The sequence below is a fragment of the Rhodopirellula sp. MGV genome (assembly GCF_002251265.1).
Taxonomy (GTDB): Bacteria; Planctomycetota; Planctomycetia; order Pirellulales; family Pirellulaceae; genus Stieleria; species Stieleria baltica_A.
Genome location: NZ_NPDI01000063.1, coordinates 93,122 through 108,997 on the forward strand (window position 1 = coordinate 93,122; position 15,876 = coordinate 108,997).

Annotated in this window: 11 protein-coding genes; 5 read left to right on the plus strand and 6 right to left on the minus strand. The window is 53.5% G+C overall.

The window, feature by feature from the left end; all coding sequences use genetic code 11:
* Nucleotides 1-103: 103 nt before the first annotated feature.
* Nucleotides 104-1,033 carry a sugar phosphate isomerase/epimerase family protein gene (locus CGZ80_RS22055; RefSeq protein WP_094417843.1) on the plus strand — a complete coding sequence of 310 codons (930 nt, stop codon included), beginning with the start codon at nucleotides 104-106 and terminating at the stop codon, nucleotides 1,031-1,033.
* Here CGZ80_RS22055 and CGZ80_RS22060 read toward each other — a convergent pair.
* From CGZ80_RS22060 to CGZ80_RS22070, 3 genes are all read right to left on the minus strand, one after another.
* Nucleotides 1,010-3,316 carry a hypothetical protein gene (locus tag CGZ80_RS22060; protein ID WP_094417844.1) on the minus strand — a complete coding sequence of 769 codons (2,307 nt, stop codon included), beginning with the start codon at nucleotides 3,314-3,316 and terminating at the stop codon, nucleotides 1,010-1,012. The genes CGZ80_RS22055 and CGZ80_RS22060 overlap by 24 nt on opposite strands.
* Complete coding sequence (locus CGZ80_RS22065) at nucleotides 3,313-3,936, minus strand: hypothetical protein (protein ID WP_094417845.1); 624 nt, start codon at nucleotides 3,934-3,936, stop codon at nucleotides 3,313-3,315. The genes CGZ80_RS22060 and CGZ80_RS22065 overlap by 4 nt, the downstream gene beginning before the upstream one ends.
* Nucleotides 3,937-4,010: 74 nt before the next feature.
* Nucleotides 4,011-6,320: a hypothetical protein gene (locus CGZ80_RS22070; protein ID WP_143544091.1), complete on the minus strand. Its 2,310-nt coding sequence runs from the start codon at nucleotides 6,318-6,320 to the stop codon at nucleotides 4,011-4,013.
* 231 nt (nucleotides 6,321-6,551) lie between these two features.
* On the opposite strand from CGZ80_RS22070, the gene CGZ80_RS22075 reads away from it, so the two are divergent.
* Both CGZ80_RS22075 and CGZ80_RS22080 read left to right on the plus strand, forming a co-directional pair.
* A complete protein-coding gene (locus tag CGZ80_RS22075; RefSeq protein WP_143544092.1) occupies nucleotides 6,552-7,703 on the plus strand; it encodes a sensor histidine kinase in 1,152 nt (383 codons plus the stop codon).
* Nucleotides 7,700-8,806, plus strand: coding sequence for a hybrid sensor histidine kinase/response regulator (locus CGZ80_RS22080; protein WP_094417848.1), 1,107 nt, complete (start codon nucleotides 7,700-7,702; stop codon nucleotides 8,804-8,806). The genes CGZ80_RS22075 and CGZ80_RS22080 overlap by 4 nt, the downstream gene beginning before the upstream one ends.
* A gap of 7 nt (nucleotides 8,807-8,813) precedes the next feature.
* On the opposite strand, the gene CGZ80_RS22085 is transcribed toward CGZ80_RS22080, so the two are convergent.
* The 3 genes from CGZ80_RS22085 to CGZ80_RS22095 are packed head-to-tail and all read right to left on the minus strand — an operon-like array spanning nucleotide 8,814 to nucleotide 11,467.
* On the minus strand, nucleotides 8,814-9,953 hold the full coding sequence (locus CGZ80_RS22085; protein WP_094417849.1) for a PepSY-associated TM helix domain-containing protein: 1,140 nt from the start codon (nucleotides 9,951-9,953) through the stop codon (nucleotides 8,814-8,816).
* Nucleotides 9,954-9,962: 9 nt separating this feature from the next.
* Nucleotides 9,963-10,523 (minus strand): hypothetical protein, encoded by a 561-nt coding sequence (locus CGZ80_RS22090; RefSeq protein WP_094417850.1) that lies wholly within the window; start codon nucleotides 10,521-10,523, stop codon nucleotides 9,963-9,965.
* Nucleotides 10,523-11,467 (minus strand): DUF1559 domain-containing protein, encoded by a 945-nt coding sequence (locus tag CGZ80_RS22095; RefSeq protein ID WP_094417851.1) that lies wholly within the window; start codon nucleotides 11,465-11,467, stop codon nucleotides 10,523-10,525. The genes CGZ80_RS22090 and CGZ80_RS22095 overlap by 1 nt, the downstream gene beginning before the upstream one ends.
* Nucleotides 11,468-11,919: 452 nt before the next feature.
* Between CGZ80_RS22095 and CGZ80_RS22100 the strand changes: the two genes are divergently transcribed.
* Together CGZ80_RS22100 and CGZ80_RS22105 are read left to right on the plus strand one after the other, a co-directional pair.
* Nucleotides 11,920-12,768 (plus strand): DUF1206 domain-containing protein, encoded by an 849-nt coding sequence (locus tag CGZ80_RS22100; protein ID WP_094417852.1) that lies wholly within the window; start codon nucleotides 11,920-11,922, stop codon nucleotides 12,766-12,768.
* Nucleotides 12,769-12,965: 197 nt separating this feature from the next.
* On the plus strand, nucleotides 12,966-15,791 hold the full coding sequence (locus CGZ80_RS22105) for a serine/threonine-protein kinase (RefSeq protein WP_143544093.1): 2,826 nt from the start codon (nucleotides 12,966-12,968) through the stop codon (nucleotides 15,789-15,791).
* Nucleotides 15,792-15,876 lie beyond the last annotated feature (85 nt).

Here is a 15,876-nt window from a genome sequence, read left to right on the forward strand (position 1 = left end):
TGCCGAAAACCCCACTGCCACACCACTGCTGGCATCGACACACCTATCATGGTAACCCCGCCCTGTCCCGGCGATACCGCCCCCCCTCGCTCGAGAGAAGCCCGTGTCACAGCCCAACCGCCGCTCGATTCTCAAGCATTCCGCTTTCCTGGCACTCGCGACTGCAAGTGCCAACTCGGTGAAAGCCCTCACGCAAACGCAAGAATCACCCAAATGTCCCATCGGTTTTGGTAGCTACGGACTACCGAACACGACTGCGATTCAAGCGATCGAACGTGTCGCGGCAGTAGGTTTCGATTCCATTGAATTGGCAGCGATGCAGGGATATCACGCCGCGCCGGATGTGCTTCGGCCAAACGATCGCGATGCTCTGCGTTCTTGTCTGGCGAAACACGACCTACGATTAGGCGCACTAATGGGATTGCCCAATCCGGCGGCAAACCAACACGCTTCACAAAACGCCTGGGTGCAACGCTTGCTCGACTTGGCAATCGATCTCTGCCCCGAACAACCGCCACTGATCCAATCTGTTCTAGGTGGTGGAAACTGGGAAGACAAGAAAACCCTGTTTTGTGATGCGTTGGGAGCATGGTCCGAACTGGCTAATCAAGCCAACGTTCGCTTAGCGATCAAACCGCACCGGGGTCACGCGATGTCGTTGCCGGAACACGCGATCTGGCTGTTCGAACAACTCGGTAATCCAAGTTCGCTGTGTATGGTTTACGATCCAAGTCACTTCGCATTTCGCGGTCTGACGCTAAGTGATACCGTCGCCGAATCGCTTCCCTATACCGGCTACATCGTTCTGAAAGACGCCGTGCAAGAAAACGGCACAGTGCGGTTTGCATTGCCTGGTGAAGCTGGGACGATCCCACATGCCGCGATCATCAAACAGTTTCTTGAAGGCGGATACGACGGCGAAGTTTGCTGCGAAGTCAGTTCGCAACTCTGGCGTCAGGACAACTACAAACCTGATCAAGCAATCCAAGTTTGCTTTGACAACTTGACCTCAATCGTCAACGGTCCCAGCTAGCTCAGAATCCGCTTCTGACATTGCCGCTTGGCGTGCTTCCTTGTAAAGCCGCTTTGGGATTTCGGTCGTGTTCGGCGTGCCCCATCGCCTGCTGCCCGAGTCAAATCGCGGAACGACGCCAACCGCCTCGATCATCTTTTCATAAAGCTCCACATCCGAAACGCTTGCCCCGGTCGAACTAGCCACTTGCCGAGCTTCCCACACCCAAAGGTCGATGGGCAATCCCCATTCGACCACCGTATCGATGGCGGATTGCAATCGCCGCGGGTCGATTTGGCGTTTTTCTTGCATCGTGGGATTCGCATGATGAGAAAGACACACGCCGAGTAGCTTTGCATAGACTAAGTCTGAAAACCGACCGTCGTAGAGATCCGCATGCGCCCGCGCAAAACTGACCAACTCTCCTTCTTCTCCATACCACTGCGGCAATAACTTGAACGCGATGGCTTCGGCAACACCAATGCTTCCTGGATAGAGTTCGACACAACGACGTGCGAGGTCGTTCACGCCAACCAATGGCGAAGTACCCGGACGGTGGTCCATTTGCACATGAACGAGGGTTTCAAGGGCAAGCAATGGTGGCTCTTTAACTTCGGCACACACCTCACTCAATTCGTTGTAAGCGAGCTCGTTATGTTCGTTGAACGTTTCCCATGCTTTTGCCGAAACAGTGTTGCCCATCCCGTTTCCGCGGGCATCCCAAGCAATCCGATGATGCCTGAAACCGCTCACAGAACGAGCCAGCACTCCGCCTTGTTTGTGCCAAGATCGGATCTTTTCGAGAACTAACCGTTGTTCCTCGGGCAAGTCATCGCCTTGTTGCTCGAGATAGTTCCATCGATAGCTGACGCGAGAGAGCAAAAGCTGTTGCAGATCACTCGGTGCACCAAGAGCTGAATACCGGGTCTGCCTTCCCAATGCCTCGTAGAGTCGTTCGACTTCGTCGAGGGGATATTGATTGACAATGTAGTATCCGAGTTCACTGACCTGCCAATGGTCAGCGGTGTACCACACCGTGCGGCGGGAGACATTGATTCCTCGCTTGTCCAAGATCGCCACCACGCTACCGCCGTCGCTACAGAGAAGCCTCTGTGGTTTGTAATCCAATTCGATTGGGGCCGAATGCGTATAGTTGGCCGGTGCAAGATCGTAAATCACCCATTGCAATTTCCCACGAACCAAACGCTCGCCGGTCACCAAGAACGAGTACGAATCAGTAGACCACGAATACGAACAAGCCAAGTTCGGCGGCCAGTACGAATGTGCCATTGCTAGATGGTCAGCAACTTTCCCCTCTGCGTTTTCTTTTTTGGACAGTACTTCAATCGTCGGCCCATCGACCCAACAATGACTTTCGGATCCGGCAACGACATGCGGATGCTCCGTTTCGAATTCAAAGCCGACCTTCTGTTGCAACCAAACGTTCTGGTCGTTCCGATGGTAAAGCAGAGGGACCGACACATCAGCGATGATCGACTTGCCGTTGGAAAATAAATCCATGTCACGAACGTTGGTGCCATCGGAATTGATTTGCGACAACCCTTCAAGCGTCGCTTCTCCGCCCCAAAGTGTGCCTGATTCTGTCAGTAAAACGAGTACGTCACCACTCGGGCTGACTTTCCATTTTGCAATGGTCTCCCCCAGTCCTTTTATTTCATTTTGGACACTTCCGTCCCGACTGCTGATACGGCAGATTCTGTCATCGGAGGCAACCAAGAAGTCTCGGGTGTTCCCACAAAAACAAATCGCATGCGGCTGACGGGCCCATTCCCCTGGCAAAGCGAAACTGCCAAGGCGTTTCGCCGTTTCCAAGTTGTACAACTCGACATGGTCACTATTTAGCGTCACCAATCGCTTGCCATCCAACGATAAATCGAACGACCGGGGACCGTTGAACGCATCCATCGGAATGCTGACAACCGATTCCATCGACTCTGGTTTTTGTGAGTAGGCTTGTTCGATGAAACTCAGCGAATCTTCACTCAAGTTCAAATCCGTGCATTCAACGATCGGATCGTCAAACCGACTATCCATCGAAAACTTTTGCTCAAACGATTTCAGGTATGCCATTGGAACTGGCTTCCAGACCTGAAGCTCTCCAGATGCGATCGTCCAGTCGCTTCTCGCCGCCGGAACGGTCTCCGGCCATGCGACCACGGTCTGTTCCGCGTCGATCGAGACGGTGTGACTTATCACGCTGTCGCACCCACCAAGAAAAACCACCCCCAAAAAGCAAACACAAACCTGTCGCAATACCGCGGCGAAATCTTTGAATGCGTTCACAGCGATGTTCCTTCCAATTCGTCGTTCACTTCGTCGGCCTTCTGTTCCGTGCTTCTAGCGCCGCCAAAGAAGCTCTCCATCAGACCTCCAAACCCAGACCTATTCGATCCACCGCTTGACTCGGTCGGCTCACTCGAGACGTTTTTTGATTGACCGCCATATATTCCAAAGGCTGAAAAATCATCGACGTTAGTCAAGGTGATTGGGATTTGGACATTTGGGACTAAACCCATCGCGACTTGTCCGAATGTTGGCTGAGTGCTGTTGATCGATTGTTGCCATTGCTTCATTGCTTCGAACTCAACGAAATCGGAGCGATCCACGATGCGTTGTTCGGACATCAGAAACGCCGATACGCTCGGATCCAAATCACTGCCAATGGGATCCAAGACCAGCGATGTTTTTCGGCGCATCAATTCGACGACCTTTCGTGAGTTCAATTCGCAATCATTTAAGACCAAAAACTGCAGATCCCAGTCCGCGATCAAATCGAAAATTCCATTAGCCACCGTCGTCCCCGACAAATCCAACTCACGCAAACCGGTGGCAGGCGTTAGTTGCCGAAGCGTGTCAGGATCGATTCCGATATTTACGAGCGAAAGCACCTGCAACGTTGGCATCGTGCCAATTGATGCCAACTCGCTTGGTTTTATTTGACAGTTTCCCAGTCGAACACTTTGCAACGATTTAGACGCTAGCAGGTGTCCAAGCTGACGCCTGTAATCTGTGTTTGACTGAGGTCGAGCGATTCAAGCTGTGTCAAATCTCCCCAAGCTCGAACGACCTCGTCATCAACGTTGCAACCCGCCAAGCAAAGATGCTTCAGTGAAGCAACTGGAATCGACTTGAGCGATTCACTAGAGGCTGACGCATAGGCGAGCGTCAATGTCGCCAATCGCTCTGAATGGCTGATCGCTTCCACAATGGAATCATCGACACGGTCTCCACCCGCCGCGAAGTACTCAAGATTTTGCAAATCGGAAAGCTGAACCGTTGCCGGAAGTGGTGCCGCGAATGAAAGACCTCGGAGATTGGGTGCTCCTTGGATGTGAACATCATTTTCAACCCAAGCAAAATCGAAGGCCGAATTTAGACTGGGCATATTGCGGATCTGCACCGAGCGAAAGACGCCTTGCGACAATGATTCCGCCAACAGCGTCTTCAAATTTGGATGATCGCTCAGATGGAGGTCTTCTGTGGATTGCCGAAAAACGAAGGCTGCGTCTTGCGAATCTTCGAATTGGAGCGATTCGATGCTTGGAAACGCATCCAACAATCGCCCCAGCTTGGCGGGAGTAAAGACAGAACTGTCGACTTGCAACTTCATTAGCTGCGGCATTGGCGAAAGCTTTGTCAATTGCTCCAAGCCGATTCCTGTACCGACCAATCGCAATTCTGCCAACCGCGAGTTGGCTCGCAAGGGCGCGAGTTCCACGCCCGACAAATCGACTCCATTGAAGTCAATTATTTCCGGACCATCACTTGCTGCTAGCCCATCGACCAAAACCACCTTTGAACGCTGGGATATCGCATTTGAATGTCGATAGCCGGACGAATCGTATCGACTAACATCGACATAGGCACCCTTTAATTCAGGCAGCCTTGAGAGCCGAATCTGCTCGACTTCGGAAACATAAAAGCTGATCGAAGCCAGCTTCGGTAGCTGATCAATTTCAAAGCGCCTGACCCAAAGCGTGGAAGGATATTTTTCGCCGCGTGCCAGTCGGTTGGCAATGTTATCCTTTAGCAAAGTGATCTCGGGCAACACTGGCAACTGGGTCAGTTGCAAGGCATAGCACTGCAGTTGATCCAGCTTAAGTTCTTCCAGCTTCGGCAGATTGGCGAGCTTGATTTCGAGCAACCGTGAATTGACTTGAAGTTCCAAATCGTTCACTGTCAGCCGCCTCAATTCCGGCCAATTTTCGATTTCGATTTTGTCACTACGATCATAAGGACGAGGAAGCGAAAGCTCGACCACGTTTTTCGACCAGGGCGGCGTTCCCAATTCGGCAAGCGTCAGATCCGTCATTCGCAAATCCAACCGCCGTAGCTTGGGCAGTTCCAGCGATGAAATTGCCACCGCGGGAACGTTCGAACGAATCAAGTTGAGTGTTTCCAGACGTGGTAACGCGCCGATTACTCGAACGGTACCCTGATCGATCGATCGGCCTGCAATCCGCAGATCGTCCAGATGAATTCGACCACTTAACTGATCCAATAGACGCAAGTCATATCCATCACCGCCGATCCGAAAGGATGTCAAGTTGTCGGCTCGCAGCGTTTCATTCAACACCGCGTCACTCGGCGACTCCAGCCGTACACCACGGACACTGCAACACAGCCTTGCGTACGCCTGCGGAATGCAGTCCGCAATGACCTTGGGCAACCATGCCGAGATTGCGATTCCATGTCCTTGAGCCGCCATCGAACTTTGGTACTTCAGAAGCTTCGTTTGCTCCATCTCCAAATATTGATACCCACCGATTCCGACAGCAGTCAGAAAAGTTGCCACCAACAGATCGGAAATTGTCAAACTTGCACGCCCGCTGCGTTTTTGCTTGATTTTTTTCCGATAGAGATAAACGCCGACCACAGCGATTGATGCAACGAGTGAGACGAGGTTCAACATCAGCGCTGACCACGAAAACGCCTCAATGGGATGGTCGCCCGCATAGCGTATCGAGTACCGAAAGGGCATCCCCGCCATGATCGGTAACGCAGACATTTGGTTTTGAAAGTCAACGTCAATTGCGACACCGCCTGTGGCGTAGCGTTCGACGTATTGATAGGGAAGATTCAAGATGACAAACACTGACACCATCAGCGCCGACGCAAACAAGACAGCATTCCGAGCTCGAGTCGCCTTGTAATCAGAATCCGCATGACCTACTTCCGTCGTCGCTGTCGTAATTCCCTCTTCAAGTCTCTCTCCCTTTTCCTCCACAGCCAACTCGGCGTATTGATTTGAACTAGGTTCTGTGGATGAGATTTTTTCCGTAGCCATCAAAGTCCCGAATGAGCGAGCGATGTTCTTCGGGGGATATAATGAACCACCCCGCAGGGCCAATCAAGTTCTGTTCGCACTATCTGGAGCAGCAGGAAGTCGGAACCTGCACATCAGTGGATTCTTAGCTTTCCTCGGTTGAACGCTCTCCATCACGACGCCATCGCTGGGTATAAAAATTCGAAGCTTCGAAAGCGGATCCTATTTAACGTCAAACAAGACAACGGAAAAATGACAACGGCTCTCTCATTCTGGGTCTTTGATGCGGATGGGTTTCCGGCTCGCTGGCACTGTGGCTCTGGCTGGTCAGACGAACCCTACGTTGGTTGGATGCATGTCATTTCTGATGTCGTTACCTGGACTGCTTATCTAGCGATTCCGGTCATGCTGACGCTGTTTGTCCGCAAACGCAACGACGTTGTTTTTCCCAAGATTTTCTGGCTGTTCTGCGCGTTTATCGTTTCCTGTGGGACCGTTCACCTCATCGAAGCGATCATCTTCTGGTGGCCGGTCTACCGGCTTTCAGCAGTCATCAAGGTTTTCACCGCACTGGTTTCCTTTGCGACCGCCATCGCGATGATTCGAATTCTTCCGGTCGCGGTCACCCTGCCGGGGCTTGCTGCGGTTAATAAGCAGCTCAAACGCGAGATTCAAACGCGAAAGGAAACTGAAGCTGAACTCGCGAAGATGAATCAGGACCTCGAAAGTTTCGTCTCGATCGCTTCACATGATCTCCAAGAACCATTGCGGAACATCATCTCCTATGCGGACCTTTTGAAGCAGGACTTGGGCGATAACCTAAGCACCGATGCGCACCAAGACTTGGCGTTTATCACGTCTGCAACCGGGCGGATGCAACGACTGATCAACGACCTGCTGACGTTTTCCAGAACCAGTCGGCATGATGCAACGTTTTGTCCGACTCCACTTGACGAATGTGTCAATGAAGCTCTCGAAATCCTTCACCAACGCATCCAGGATTCCAATTGCACCATCGAGCGTACACCGCTTCCTGAGCTCGCGGTCGATGCGACGCTACTTGTTCAGCTCTATCAAAACCTCATCAGCAACGCGATCAAATTCACCGATCACGAAAATTCTGTCATTCAGATTACCGCGAAACAGGTCGATGGCGTTTGGGTGATGAGCGTCTGCGACAATGGGATAGGTATCAAAGAGGAATTTGCCGAGCAAATCTTTTCCCCCTTCAAACGACTTCACGGGATGTCAGAATATGAGGGTACCGGGATCGGGTTAGCCATCTGCCAAAAAGTTGTCGAACATCACGACGGCCGTATTTGGGTAACGTCCCAACCGGGGAAAGGCTCGCAGTTCCATTTCACTTTGACGCCCGACCTATCCGCCAGCACGACCGACGAATGAAAACGGATTCGAAATCAAGTCTGGGGTCTGTCATTTTGATGATCGACGACAACCCAGCCGATGCGCATTTGGTCAAGCGTTTACTGGCATCCGTTGATGGAACACCCTATAGCTTTCTACACGTCGACAACGCCCCCACCGGCCTGACGACGCTTAGCGGTCAAACGGTTGATTGCGTCGTGCTCGATTATCAACTCGGGGCCGTTAGCGGAATCGAAATCCTGACTCAGATTCGCGCGTCGGGGAATGATGTTCCTGTCATCGCCTTGACCGGTGAAGGTTCGGAATTCGTTGCGGTCGAGACGATGAAAGCCGGGGCTCAAGATTACTTGGTCAAAGGCCAGGTCACTGCGGACCGCTTGCATCGATCCATCGTCAACGCGACCAAAACCGTCGAGCTCGAACGACAGCTTGAGGAACAAAAATCAGAACTGCTGTCGTTCACCGGGATGGTCTCCCACGATCTAAGAACACCGCTGCGACACCTCTGCCAGTTTGCTGAATTGCTTTGCGGCGAAGTCGATCAGGACAACGAAGACTGCAAAGTCTACATCGAAGCCATTCGCAGCGCGGGCAAACGAATGACAACATTGATCGACAACCTTCTGGAATATGCCAAATACGGCCGCTCCTCCAAAGACCTCGTTCCGGTTGATCTCAACCTCGTTCTCGAAAACGTCGTCGCGGATTTGACAACGGAAATTCGCCGAGCCAACGTCGAACTGAACATTGCGACTCTTCCAGAAGTCTTCGGTGACCCCACGGCTCTCGGACAGCTGTTTCAAAACTTGATTGGCAACGGCATTAAATACAACGACTCGGCCAAAAAAGCGGTGTGGTTGACGTGCACCACTGACAGCGACCAGACAATTGTTTCCATTCGGGACAACGGGATCGGCATCGCAGAGGAATACCATCTCGAAGTGTTCCGCCCACTGCGACGCCTGCATGGCGCCAGCGAATACGACGGGACCGGGCTGGGTTTAGCGACCGCAGCCCGAATCGCTAAACAACATCAAGCGAGAATCTGGCTCGAGTCGGAAATCGGCACTGGCACCACCTTCCATATCGCCTTTCCGCGTGCCAACTCGCAAAAGCCCTAGCGACCTGTTAGGCCGCCAGCTTTTCATTCTCGCGTGACCGCTTAACGGGCTTCGATTTCCGTCGCTGAACCATAATGACTCCGGTGACGAACAAGGCTGTTGGCAACAGTCCGCTAACACAGACCAACCAACGTCCGAGCAATCCAAACGCTTCACCGTTGTGCAGCGGAAACTGCCAAGCAGCAAATGCGTCGCTGGACGTGAAATCGCTCGGCTGACGAACCTCGATAATCTGGCCCGAATACTGATCCAAAAACACCTGTGATCGACCGTACGATTGCTGGACTTCACCTGCCTGGCGGAAGGCAACTTCGTACACCCCGTTGTTGCCTTCGGGGGGATGCAAGTGATCAAACTTCGCATCCGGAAACTCGCGTGATGCGATTGCCAACGCTTCGTCAGCCGTCAGTGATTTAGCAGACGCTGCGACATTCGAATTCGTTGTCGAAACCAAACCCTCTGGGTGATCGGTCATTGGCGATGCCAGCTCGAGGATGCTCCGAAACACCATCGGGAACTCCATATAAATTCCCGTAAAGGTGAGCACAATCAGTAGCAACGAACTGACGATCCCAAAGGTTTTGTGGATGTCATAGTTCCGCTTGTTACGTCGGATGCTGAACGCAGCTCGCAAGCTGTTGCGCCAAAGTGGCCACCACAGATAGATCCCAGACAACAGCGAAACGATCACGAGAAGACCGACCAATCCAACGAACACTCCGCCAATCTCGCCACCGAGAAGTCGAAAATGCAGTCGGTAGAGGTACGTCATCAAGTATTCACCCCATACCCGACGCCCTTTTGCCTCGCCCGAATAAGGGTCAACCAAAACCTGGGCAAACTTCGGATCCTCCTCGCTTCCGGCCTGAAACCAAACTTCGAAGACGCCGTTATCAATGCGAGGTTTTGACAACGAAAGCGCGGGTTCACCGGTGTATCGCTCCGCCGACTCGATGATTTGCTGCAACGGCAATCGTGTTCCTGTCCCATCAGTCAGCAACAACTGCGGGTTCAGCCATTCGTCAATCGCATGATCAAACACCAAAACGCTGCCCGTCAAGCCGATCAACGAAAACACGAGACCGGCCGTCAGCCCCAGCCAGCGATGCACCGCTAGCCAAAGCTGACGCTTTCGGAATTTCGACATCGAATCGACCTATCGCCCGCGTACAGAAGACTGCGCCGACACCATCGGAGGCCCGGGCGGTGTCGGTTTCGATTTTTTGGCACCGCTCGCCTTGAGCTTCACACCGTCAAGCTCAATCGCCGGCAAGACGTTTTCACCTTCAACGATCTCGAACGACCATTCGGACCCACGCTTCGTCGTGTATTTACCGCCAAGCTGGTCTTCGAACGAAGGCTTCGTCACGTCTGGAGGCCAGCGTAAAGTGACGGCATAATTACCGACCGGTGCACCGTCGCCACTTTCATACGTCGACAGAACGTACGTTCCGTCGTTGCCGACGATTGCCCAGGGACGCGAATTTCGTTCGTCGGGTTGTTGGCCGACACTGACCAATTCGACGACCGCGCCGACTGCCGGATCGCCGTTCACCATCAACGTCCCCTGCGCCGGATGGGTTGCCGCCTTCCATTGTTCACCACCGCATCCAACACACAGCACGACAGCCGATGCGATCGTGATCACTTCCAAGACCGTGATCACTTCCAAGACACGGTGTGTTTGCGAAAAGGGCTTCTGTGTAAAAGCACGCATTACTCGAATCCCTCCATCACTTCGTGACCGTCGATCGATGTCAATGCATAGATGATGTCGACGTTGACATGCTCGGTCAGAAATCGGACCGAACCATCGCCAAGGCTGATATGAATCCCGCCCGGATGAAATGAGTAAGGCGCATTCCAGTTGTGCGTGTTGATGATCTGCGATCCGACAAACCAGTTCACGAGCGGCTCGCCGCCGGCCGGATCCATCGTGAACTGAGCCGTGTAAAACCAGTTCGCGTTGAAGTTTCCAGTCCACGCACGGTAGCTTCCGTCCCACCACGCAGGCGCGGTGGTGACGCGACCATGAACCCAAGACTCGGTGCGCCCGCCCGATTCGTATTGCATCATCGTGTTGGACAATCCGTCTAAGATGTCACGAAACTTGCGGAACGCATTCATCTCGAACATCGCGTGCTCGGCACCTTCGTGACTGTACCAATCCGACGCGCTGCGAACGTAGGTGTAATCCGATGTCAGAAAACCGTTCGGTCCGGGTGACCCGGCGCCGGGGGTCGAGGGGCATTGATACGAAGCAGGCATGCTGTTGGCCAAGTCTTCGTTGTTTTCATGACTCCAAGCGACGTTGTAGTCGTACTGGTCAGCAGCATTACCAGCTTCGATATAGGGCAGTACGGCGACGTTCACATGCGCAGACTTTGTCGTCGCTGGTGCCGAGTAGATGCCGTCCCAGTCAGCCCACCCCGGGGCCAAACTGCGGTACACGTCGTGGTAGTTATGCAGCGCCAATCCGATCTGTTTCATGTTGTTGGAGCACTGCATTCGTCGAGCAGCCTCGCGAGCCGCTTGGACGGCCGGCAATAGCAAGCCGACTAGGATTCCGATGATGGCTATCACCACCAACAGTTCCACCAAAGTAAAGCCGCCACGAGCTGAGCGTGGCCGAGTATCAGCCGAATACGAGCAACGTGTCATCAAGCCAGTCTCTTTCAAGGAAGGGGGAATCGAGAACCAAAGGCGTCGCCGATCGAACCATCAACCGACCAACAAGGTGGCGGGCGGAACGTTGGCATCGCTGCTCTGGTCGCTTCTCATTCCTGGCTGGCTAGTCGACAAGGACACTGACTTGCTTGGAACAGATAAAGCTATTGAAAATCATTCTCAACAGTGAATCAATTGCTTTATCGTCTGTCAAGGTTGTCGAGAACACCGAGTCCCGAACCAAAAATCGCTCCCATTCCGTGACAATAGCGGAGCATTCAGCTCCCTAGTCGCGAAATAGACGCTGACTCTCGCACACACGGATTCGCCACGGCAGACAAACCGTCCGCTGTTTTGCATCCTCTTTTGGGTGGTTGGCATGATCTTTGCCATGTGATCGAGCGCTATCTGATTTCGTTTCGCCACCCTCCACCCCACAGCACTCAATGTCCAATAATCCTGCTTCCAAGTTTTCATGGCACGGTTTTCAAGTCGCCCAGCTTCCGGAGGTTCCGACGTGGGTTGAGACGTTCGGACGTGCCGGACACATCGCGAAAGGAATCGTGTACTTCATCGTCGGAGTCCTTGCCTTTCGTGTTGCGATCGACGCCGGAGGTGAGATCGGTGGCGCACGAAATGCGATCGAAGAGATCGGTAAGCAGCCATTCGGGCAAACGCTGTTACTGCTCATTTCGATCGGTCTGGTGGGCTACACCGCTTGGCGATGGGTTCAAGCCATTCGAGACACCGAAGGCGCGGGCGATGACGCAAAAGGGGTCGCCAAGCGAGTGGGTTATGCGGCGAGCGGATTGTCGTATTTGGCGCTCGGACTTTATGCCGCCTCGTTGGTATTTGACTTTGGATTCTCCGGCGGCGGATCGGGACAGAAGGAATCCCTTTTACTTGGCAACAGCATCGGTCGCACGATTTTGGGGATTGTCGGTGGTGGCATCGCGATAGCCGGCGGGTACTTTGTTTATCAGGGTTGGAAAGCGAAATTCATGAGCCAGTACAACCTCGCCGAGATGTCCGAAACGTTCCGAAACACCGCCCTTCATGCAGGACGCATGGGCTTGATTACTCGAGGCATCGCGTTCGCAATCATCGGTTACTTTTTGTTGACATCGGCATGGCAAGGAACCGGTAACGAGATCGCGGGGATGGGTGATGCCTTGTCAGCCATCGCTGCGCAGCCCTACGGCAAATTTTTGTTGGGGACCGTTGGCTTTGGATTGATGGCCTACGCCGTTCATATGTGCCTGCTGGGATGGTACCGCCGATTCAATGTGCAGTGATTGAAAGTGCAATGGTTCAAATCGCAATGCCCTTTCCACGAAAAGCGATCCTGTTGAGAGAACTGTTTCTGGAGAATGATCGGTCAGCGACTCGCTCCGATCGGTGAGCTATTGTCTAGAAGACACCAGTGGGTTTGATCACGACCATTCGTGCGATCGTCACAAACCTAATCTTTCGCACAGATGTTCTTCAGACGATGACTCGACCGGACTCGACAAGTAATCCCGACACGCCGTTCGGCCAAAGTTCATTTGGAAGTTTTCGCCGCGAGTCGGAAAGCGACGTGTTCGGCGAAGCGACAATCGGTCCGGGCTCCAATGTACGTTCCAGCGCCGCATCGATGTCCGATAGGCAACCGGCAACGCGCGAAAACTCGCGGACCGTGTTGGATGCCCAACCGATGGCACCATCAACATCGTACCCCGGTGGATTGAAGTTCCAGGCGAGCGATGAACTCGGTCGGGGCGGATGGGGAATCGTTCAGCGTGCGCGAGACCAAACTCTTGATCGTGAGGTCGCGATCAAACGGATCATCGGCGAAACGCATGACCAAGAGTTGCGGGATCAATTTCTGCACGAAGCACAGATCACGGGACGGCTTCAACACCCGGGCGTGGTCCCTGTTCACGAACTGGGACAAGAACAGACCGGCGAGATGTTTTATGTGATGAAGCTGCTCGAAGGCGATACCTTGCGGGCGCACATCCGAGCAACTCACCAACACTGGTCGGGACTTCCCAGACGCAGTCAACCAATGCTCGACGAATTGCTCGCTCCATTGCTGGAACGATTCATCGACATATGCAACACCATCGCGTATGCGCATCAGAAAGGCGTCATCCACCGGGATCTAAAACCGGCCAACATTATGGTCGGCGAATTCGGCGAAACGATTGTGCTGGACTGGGGGCTCGCAAAAACGATTGATGACGCCCCCGAAGACTGCAGCGAAACGCTTCGGCATGGCTTTGGCGCATCCGAAACAACAAGTGATCAAGAAACGCGGCGCCGAAGCGAGCGGCATGGAGTCGTTATCGGTACTCCCGCCTACATGTCGCCCGAGCAAGCCCAAGGTCGTACGCCACAACTGGACCATCGCTCCGATATTTTTTCACTCGGTGTTATTCTGTACGAGATTTTGTCGGGACAACATCCGCACAAAGGATTAAAAACCGACGAAGTCCTGGAACGGGCGAAGGCTGCCGAGTTCGAATCGTTGAAACATTTCCGGCCGGGGTTATCGCCGGCAATGGTTGCCGTCGTCGAAAAATCGATGGCTTTGCAACCACGAGATCGCTATGACAGTGCTTTGGACTTGGCGAACGACGTCCGTCATTGGATGCTCGGTGAACCGGTCAGCGTCCACCCCGGCACCTTGCTCGAACGTTGCGGTCGTTGGGGACGGCGACACCGAACTCTCGCGGCGGCAATCTTATCTTCCGCGGCGATCCTGTTAGTCTCGGCATCTGCCTTTTCGCTGATCATTCACAAAGCTCATCGAGCCGAACGGAAAGCACGACAAGCGGCCGAGGTCGCCAATCGGTCTGCACTGAAACGTCTTATCGAAGCGCGAGACGCCACCGATACTTGGCTGCTGGACCTCAGCGGAACGTTGCAGTTTTACCCTGGGCTTCAATCCGAGCGAGATAAACTGATCCAAAAAGCGATCGATCAATATGCGACGTTGGCAGCTCAACAGTCCTTGCACCAAACGATGCGATCGACCGAGCCGCTTGAAAAAATCGAACGTGGAAAATGCTACCTGCGTTTGGGTGATCTTTATCGCTTAACAGGCAACGTTGACCTTGCCCGATCGAATTACGATGCGGCACATCAAGTCTTGATGTCGATCAATCTTGCCGAAGAACCGCCCCAACATTCGGAGCCACAGGTCAACCTCGTTTCGGCCAATTTTGGCGACGCGCGAATGGATGCAGAACCGGTCGACTTGCAACAACAAATTCAATTGGAACTGGCCCAGTGCGTCATCGGACGAATCCTCAGCGGCGGCAACTGGAGCAGCGACGCTTCGGCACGGCAACAACTTCTACATGCCAACCAGTCATTAGCAACGCTGCTGCCCCGCGTCACCTCGACGACAAATGCGACCACCATCCAAATGCGCGCCGCATCTGCAAAACTTCGCCTTGATCTAGCGATGGCGGGCCAGTCTGACCGTAGCGCGGCGGACAGGATCGAGTCTGCAAAATCAGCCGTCGACTGGGCCGCTTGGCTAGTGTCGCGGCGCGGAACCTCTCAAGACCAGACGTACCAAATCACTGCCTTCGAATCACTGGCAACGCTCTATGATGAAACCGGTGCGACCACGGAGTCACTCCGTGTCTGGTCCGAACTTTCTAACCTTTTGGATCAACAAAAGTCCGAGGACACCGTTCCATTGATCAATGTGCTGCAATCCTCCGCGCACGCGAAGATCCAATTCGCCAAACAGTCGCTCCGAATTGGCGATCGAGCATCCGCGATCACAGGGTACCGCCAAGCGATCGAAGACCTGAACGAGGCGTGGCAATCGGCGGACCCGGATGACTTTTACCGCACGAACTTGGCAACGGCAGAATTCAATCTCGCAGAAGTCTATGCCGCTGACCCGGAGCAAAAGGCGACGGCGCAGTCGCTGCTTCAACGATCATCCCAAACCTATCAAGAACTGCTTCGCCAACAGCCGACCGTCGATGTCCTTCATCGCTTAACCGAAGCCAACGCATCGCTAGCCGACATCACCCGCGGGACAGACGAAGAAGCGTCACACCTTGATGACGCAATCGCCGGATTCGAATTGCTTGACGATCATGCCGAGCTTACCCAACAGGAACGCTTGCGTTGGTTAAGTCTACTGGTCCGGCGATTAAACCTGAGGGCAAACGGACAGACGGCGGACAATCCGTACAAGCTGCTTCATCTGATTGGCGAGTTGACCGATACGCTTGGAAACCAGGCAATCCCCCAGGACTTGCAATCCGAAATCGAGGCACTGCAGAAAGAACCCGCACAGCCCCAATAACTGACACCTTATGAGTAACGTTCAGAACTGGCGATTCAACGCAACCCGAATTGTTAAAACTTGACGTTCAGGCAACGAATCGCCC

Bases quoted from the DNA above. Each gene is read 5' to 3' on its own strand.
- CGZ80_RS22065 (WP_094417845.1), bottom strand. From the start codon at position 3,936: ATGCCAACGTTGCAGGTGCTTTCGCTCGTAAATATCGGAATCGATCCT.
- CGZ80_RS22070 (WP_143544091.1), bottom strand. From the start codon at position 6,320: ATGGCTACGGAAAAAATCTCATCCACAGAACCTAGTTCAAATCAATAC.
- CGZ80_RS22075 (WP_143544092.1), top strand. From the start codon at position 6,552: ATGACAACGGCTCTCTCATTCTGGGTCTTTGATGCGGATGGGTTTCCG.
- CGZ80_RS22080 (WP_094417848.1), top strand. From the start codon at position 7,700: ATGAAAACGGATTCGAAATCAAGTCTGGGGTCTGTCATTTTGATGATC.
- CGZ80_RS22085 (WP_094417849.1), bottom strand. From the start codon at position 9,953: ATGTCGAAATTCCGAAAGCGTCAGCTTTGGCTAGCGGTGCATCGCTGG.
- CGZ80_RS22090 (WP_094417850.1), bottom strand. From the start codon at position 10,523: ATGCGTGCTTTTACACAGAAGCCCTTTTCGCAAACACACCGTGTCTTG.
- CGZ80_RS22095 (WP_094417851.1), bottom strand. From the start codon at position 11,467: ATGACACGTTGCTCGTATTCGGCTGATACTCGGCCACGCTCAGCTCGT.
- CGZ80_RS22100 (WP_094417852.1), top strand. From the start codon at position 11,920: ATGTCCAATAATCCTGCTTCCAAGTTTTCATGGCACGGTTTTCAAGTC.
- CGZ80_RS22105 (WP_143544093.1), top strand. From the start codon at position 12,966: ATGACTCGACCGGACTCGACAAGTAATCCCGACACGCCGTTCGGCCAA.